The organism is Burkholderia sp. LMG 13014 (assembly GCF_905232215.1).
In the GTDB taxonomy this organism is placed as follows: domain Bacteria; phylum Pseudomonadota; class Gammaproteobacteria; order Burkholderiales; family Burkholderiaceae; genus Burkholderia.
Genome location: NZ_CAJNKE010000358.1, coordinates 1 through 6,247 on the forward strand (window position 1 = coordinate 1; position 6,247 = coordinate 6,247).

The following is a 6,247-nucleotide window of genomic DNA, read 5'->3' on the forward strand; positions in this document are numbered from 1 at the left end:
AGCCGTTGCCGGCCGCCATCAGGCAGCCGAACATGTACTCGCCGAGCGTCATCCACAGCCGCACGTTCCAGCGGCCCTTGTCGCCGCCCTCGCACAGCCAGTTCGCGAGGCCGAAGTGATCGGGGTGGCAGTGCGTGACGAGCACGCGCAGCACGGGCAGGCCGTCGAGATGCGTGTCGAAGATCTGCTCCCAGTGCGTGCGGATCGCCTCCGACGCGATCCCGCAGTCGACGATCGTCCAGCCGGCCTGCCCGTCGATCTCGTCGCGCAGCAACCAGAGGTTGATGTGATCGAGCGAGAACGGCAGCGGCATGCGCAGCCAGCGCACGCCGGGCGCGACCTCGAACGTGTCGCCCGCGGCGGGCAGCGTGTCGGCGAAGGGATAGTCGAGTTGGTGTTCCAGTGCGTTCATCGGTGGGGCGTCTCGTCGTTATCGGTGCGGATGCGCGCCGGCGGCAGGCCGTGGCGGGCGGTGCGTCGATTCTATCGCCGTCCCGCGAAACGCGTGCCTGGCGGCGGCCGGCCCGTCAAAAAAAGTTCGTGCCAGAATCGGTTCCGTACCCGTATCTTTACGCGAAGATGCACCGATCGGCATCCAACGGCGGATAACCCGCCGCCTGCCGGCCGGCCGCGGATCGCCGCAAAGTCCTTGAACCGCCCGCTTGGGCGCTAAAATGGCGAGTGCTTACAGCCCCTCCCGAACGAGCCTGCACGCGATGAATCACTTCCCCAAACTGCTGTCCTCGCAGATCGGTTTCGACGTCGCGCAGACGATGCTCGAAAACTTCGACCGCCACTACCGGATCTTCCGCGAGGCGGCCCACGAAGCGAAGACGCTGTACGAGCACGGCGACTGGCACGGGCTGCAGCGGCTCGCACGCGAGCGGATCACGTCGTACGACGATCGCGTGAAGGAATGCGTCGAGGTGCTGGAAGACGAATACGACGCGGAGAACATCGACGACGAAGTGTGGCAGCAGATCAAGCTGCACTACATCGGCCTGCTCACGTCGCACCGCCAGCCCGAGTGCGCGGAGACCTTCTTCAATTCGGTGTGCTGCAAGATCCTGCACCGCTCGTACTTCAGCAACGATTTCATCTTCGTGCGCCCGGCGATCTCGACCGAGTATCTCGAGAACGACGAGCCGGCCGCGAAGCCGACCTACCGCGCGTACTATCCGGGCACCGACGGGCTCGCGGTCACGCTCGAGCGCATCGTCACGAACTTCCAGCTCGAACCGGCATTCGACGATCTCCCGCGCGACATCGCGTGCGTGATGCAGGCGATCCACGACGAATTCGGCCACTTCGACGAGGCGCCGAATTTCCAGATCCACGTGCTGTCGTCGCTGTTCTTCCGCAACAAGAGCGCATACATCGTCGGCCGCATCATCAACGCCGACCGCGTGCTGCCGTTCGCGGTGCCGATCCGCCACGTGCGCCCCGGCGTGCTCTCGCTCGACACCGTGCTGCTGCGCCGCGACCAGCTGATGATCATCTTCGGCTTCTCGCACTCGTATTTCCTCGTCGACATGGGCGTGCCGTCCGCGTATGTCGACTTCCTGTGCACGATCATGCCCGGCAAGCCGAAGGCGGAGATCTACACGTCGGTCGGCCTGCAGAAGCAGGGCAAGAACCTGTTCTATCGCGACCTGCTGCACCATCTGTCGCATTCGAGCGACCGCTTCATCATCGCGCCCGGGATCAAGGGCCTCGTGATGCTCGTGTTCACGCTGCCGTCGTTCCCGTACGTGTTCAAGATCATCAAGGATCACTTCCCGCCGCCGAAGGAAACGACGCGCGCGCAGATCATGGAGAAGTACCAGCTCGTGAAGCGCCACGACCGCCTCGGGCGGATGGCCGACACGCTCGAATATTCGAGCGTCGCGCTGCCGCTCGCGCGGCTCGACCACGCGCTCGTGCGCGAGCTGGAAAAGGAAGTGCCGTCGCTGCTCGAATACGAGGACGGCAATCTCGTGATCAAGCACCTGTACATCGAGCGCCGGATGACACCGCTCAACCTGTACCTGCAGAACGGCACCGACACCGACATCGAGCACGGCGTGAAGGAATACGGCAACGCGGTGAAGGAGCTGATGAAGGCGAACATCTTCCCCGGCGACATGCTGTACAAGAACTTCGGCGTCACGCGCCACGGCCGCGTCGTGTTCTACGACTACGACGAGATCGAGTACCTGACCGACTGCAACGTGCGCCGCGTGCCGCCGCCGCGCAACGAGGAAGACGAGCTGTCCGGCGAACCGTGGTATACCGTCGGCCCGCACGACATCTTTCCGGAGACCTACGGGCCGTTCCTGCTCGGCGACCCGCGCGTGCGCAACGTCTTCATGAAGCATCACGCGGACTTTTTCGATCCCGCGCTGTGGCAGGCCAGCAAGGACAAGCTGATCCAGGGCGAATTGCCCGACTTTTATCCGTACGACACCGCGCTGCGCTTTTGCCTGCGCTACCCCGCGCGCTTCGGCGCGACGGACCAGAACGACGGCGCAGGCGACGCGCAGCGCGCCGCCTGACGCCTACTACACCGAACCGATCGCGACCCGATTTCCGCCAACGGAATCCACATCGATGAACACCCAAGACAATCCGCTTTCACACCTGTTCGACAACAACGACGCCTGGGTCAAGCACAAGCTCGAAGACGACCCGCAATTCTTCGCGCGTCTCGCCGACCAGCAGGCGCCGGAGTATCTGTGGATCGGCTGCTCGGATTCGCGCGTGCCCGCGAACGAAATCATCGGCCTGCCGCCCGGCGAAGTGTTCGTCCACCGCAATATCGCGAACGTGGTCGTGCACAGCGACCTGAACTGCCTGTCCGTGATCCAGTTCGCGGTCGACATCCTGCGCGTGAAGCACATCATGGTCGTCGGCCACTACGGCTGCTCGGGCGTGAACGCCGCACTGCTCAACCGCCGTGTCGGCCTCGCCGACAACTGGCTGCATCACGTGCAGGACGTGCGCGAGCGCCACGCGGCGCTGCTCGACGAATGGCCGGTGGGCGAAGCGCGCTATCGCCGCCTGATCGAGCTGAACGCGATCGAGCAGGTCGTCAACGTGTGCCGCACGACGATCGTCAACGACGCGTGGGCGCGCGGCCAGTCGCTCACGGTGCACGGGCTCGTGTACGGCGTGCACGACGGCCGGATGCGCAACCTCGGGATGGCCGTGTCGAACTTCGAAGCGCTCGGCGAGACCTACACGCGCTGCGTGGCTGCACTCACCGCCGGCGGCGAGCACGCACCTGCCAATGACATGATCGCGGCAGACGCCGCGCGGCTCGAAGGCGTCGCACAGGCTGTCGCCGCCACGCTGAAGCCGTGCGACGACGCGAAGTAACACCGCTGGCTGCGCGACGGCAGCGGCGCCAGCGCGCAGCCGCGCGCCCCATCGAACGGATCTGATCCCGGCGCCGCCGCCTCGGCGGCGCCAAGCACAGGAGCGACGGGCATGAAAACCGCATTGATCGTCGGCGCATCGCGCGGCCTCGGCCGCGAATTCGTCCGGCAATACCGGCGCGACGGCTGGAACGTGATCGCCACCGCGCGCGACGACGCGTCGCTCGACGCGCTGCGCGCGCTCGGCGCGCAGGCGCATGCGCTCGACATCACGCAGCCCGAGCAGATCGCGGCGCTCGGCTGGAAGCTCGACGGCGAGCGGCTCGATGCGGCCGTGCTGGTGTCGGGTGTGTACGGGCCGCGCACCGAGGGCGTCGAGACGATCACCGCCGAGGATTTCGACGCGGTGATGCATACGAACGTGCGCGGGCCGATGCAGTTGCTGCCGATCGTGCTGCCGCTCGTCGAGGACGCGCGCGGCGTGCTGGCCGTCGTGTCGAGCCGGATGGGCAGCATCGCCGAGGCGACCGGCACGACCGGCTGGCTGTACCGCGCGAGCAAGGCCGCGCTGAACGACGCGCTGCGCATCGCGTCGCTGCAGACGCGCCACGCCGCGTGCATCTCGCTCCACCCCGGCTGGGTGCGCACCGACATGGGCGGCGCGCAGGCCGCGATCGATCCGGAAACCAGCGTGACCGGCATGCGCCGCGTGATCGCCGAATCCGGCGCGGACGTGTCGCAGGCAAACGGCCGTTTCTTCCAGTACGACGGTATCGAGCTGAGCTGGTAGGCAGCCGACAACCTTGCGTCGTTAATTCCCGTTTCGCATGATTCTGAACCGACCTGACGCGTGCCCGTGCGGCGGCGCGTCCCCCGCTCCCGCCGGCAAAGCGCCGGCGCCCCGCTATGCGGCCTGCTGCGGCCGCTTCATCGACGGCGGCGAAGCCGCGCCGACCGCGCTCGAGTTGATGCGTTCGCGGTACAGCGCGTACGTGCTCGGCGCGACCGACTACCTGCGCGCGACCTGGGCCGCGCGCACCTGCCCGCCCGATCTCGACACCGACCCCGAAGCGCCCGACGCGCCGCGCTGGCTCGGGCTCGCGGTCAAACGCCATGCGCCGCTCGACGAACGCCACGCGGAGGTCGAATTCGTGGCCCGCTACAAGGTCGGCGGACGCGCTTACCGGCTCCACGAGACGAGCCGCTTCGAGCGCGACGAGCATGGTTTCTGGCGCTACGTCGACGGCGAAGTAAGTGAACGTTGACAAATAGTTGCTGTGTCAGACGCCGGGTAATTCCCGCATTGCACAACCCGAATTTGTCGGGCTACGATGACCTCGAATTGGTCATGTTGCATGGCAGGGCTTACGAATGGCGTTCAGCAAGGTATTGGTGGGATGGATGGCGGCCTGTGTGCTGTCGGCCGCTCAGGCCGGTACACTGCCGAGCGCAAATACGGGGTCGGGTACCAGCGTCAGCGGGTCGCTCGCCCACGCCGAACGCTTCGACTACAGCGATTCGAACCTGCCGCAGGTCGCCGCCGACCTGAACGAACAGATCCTCCGCATTCCGGCCGACGCATCGGGCTCCGTCACGCTCGAGGCAACGCTCTTCAAGCCGAACGGCCCCGGCCCGTTCCCGCTCGTCGTCTTCAACCACGGCAAGAACACCGGCGATCTTCATCAGCAGCCGCGCAGCCGGCCGCTCGCGTTCGCACGCGAATTCGTGCGGCGCGGCTATGCGGTGATCGCGCCGAACCGCCAGGGCTTCGCAGGTTCGGATGGCACGTACCAGCAGGAAGGCTGCAACGTCGGCAAGAACGGGCTCGCGCAGGCGGCTGACGTCGACGCGACGGTGCGCTACATGTCGCACCAGTCGTATGTCGACGCGTCGCGCATCGTCGTCGCCGGCACGTCGCACGGCGGCCTCGTATCGGTCGCGTACGGCACCGAAGCCGCACCGGGCGTGCGCGGCATCATCAACTTCTCCGGCGGGCTGCGCCAGGACCTCTGCGACGGCTGGCAGAAAAACCTCGTCGACGCGTTCGACCAGTACGGCGCGCACACGGCCGTGCGGTCGCTGTGGCTGTACGGCGACAACGATTCGGTATGGACGCCCGGGCTCGTCGCGCAGATGCACGACGCGTACGTCTCGCACGGCACGCAGGCCCGGTTCATCGATTTCGGCCGCTACAAGGACGACGCGCACCGGCTGATCGTCGACCGCGACGGCGTGCCCGTGTGGTGGCCGGCCGTCAACGCGTTCCTCGCGCAGCTGAACCTGCCGACGTCGGTGCGTTACGCGGTCGCGAACCCGCACGAGCCGAAGGCGAGCGGCTATGCGTCGATCGACTCGGTCAACGCGGTGCCGTATGTCGACGAAGCCGGCCGTGAAGGCTATCGCCGCTTCCTGAACCAGCATCCGAGCCGCGCGTTCGCGGTGTCGTCAGAAGGCGCATGGTCGTGGGCCGAAGGCGGCGACGACCCGATGGCGCTCGCGCTCGACAACTGCGCAAAGCAGGGCGCGGGTTCGTGCCGGTTGTATGCGGTCAACGACCGGGTCGTGTGGAACAACGCGACGCAGACGGCCGACGACGACAGCACCGCACGCGACACCGGTACGCCGGCGCTGGCTTCGCGTTGACGAGCGGCGGCCTGCGCCGCCGTTTTTCGTTTTCCTCCCCCTTTTTTCATCGCTTCGCCGACGCGTGACACGCAGCGTTCGCGGCGGATGTCGCGCACGCGACACGCGCGGCGTGCCGGCGTGAACGCACCACCTTGCCGCGCCACGCTCGGGTGCCCCTCGTCACCGCTGGCAGTCAGGCTCGTTCCGATCGCATAGGGGGCCACATCGTCCCGCCCCGCCCTTTCCCCCCCGGGGGGGATACGCCA

The 6,247-nt window shown here is 66.8% G+C and carries 6 protein-coding genes; 5 read left to right on the forward strand and 1 reads right to left on the reverse strand.

Annotation, left to right across the window (positions count from 1 at the left end; all coding sequences use genetic code 11):
- Window positions 1-412: MBL fold metallo-hydrolase (locus JYJ84_RS25890; protein ID WP_205189606.1), on the reverse strand; the 412-nt coding region annotated here is incomplete at its 3' end.
- A gap of 304 nt (window positions 413-716) precedes the next feature.
- Here JYJ84_RS25890 and aceK point away from each other — a divergent pair.
- From aceK to JYJ84_RS25915, 5 genes are all read left to right on the forward strand, one after another.
- Entirely contained in the window at window positions 717-2,534 is a 1,818-nt protein-coding gene (gene aceK / locus JYJ84_RS25895; protein ID WP_174961720.1) for a bifunctional isocitrate dehydrogenase kinase/phosphatase, read from the forward strand.
- 55 nt (window positions 2,535-2,589) lie between these two features.
- Window positions 2,590-3,357, forward strand: coding sequence for a carbonate dehydratase (gene can, locus JYJ84_RS25900; protein ID WP_122946385.1), 768 nt, complete (start codon window positions 2,590-2,592; stop codon window positions 3,355-3,357).
- Window positions 3,358-3,468: 111 nt separating this feature from the next.
- Complete coding sequence (locus tag JYJ84_RS25905; RefSeq protein WP_085042709.1) at window positions 3,469-4,146, forward strand: SDR family oxidoreductase; 678 nt, start codon at window positions 3,469-3,471, stop codon at window positions 4,144-4,146.
- Between the two features lie 37 nt (window positions 4,147-4,183).
- Window positions 4,184-4,621, forward strand: a complete 438-nt coding sequence (locus tag JYJ84_RS25910; protein ID WP_043187089.1) for a YchJ family protein — start codon at window positions 4,184-4,186, stop codon at window positions 4,619-4,621.
- 106 nt (window positions 4,622-4,727) lie between these two features.
- A complete protein-coding gene (locus JYJ84_RS25915; protein WP_175223268.1) occupies window positions 4,728-5,999 on the forward strand; it encodes a dienelactone hydrolase family protein in 1,272 nt (423 codons plus the stop codon).
- The last annotated feature ends 248 nt before the right edge of the window (window positions 6,000-6,247 follow it).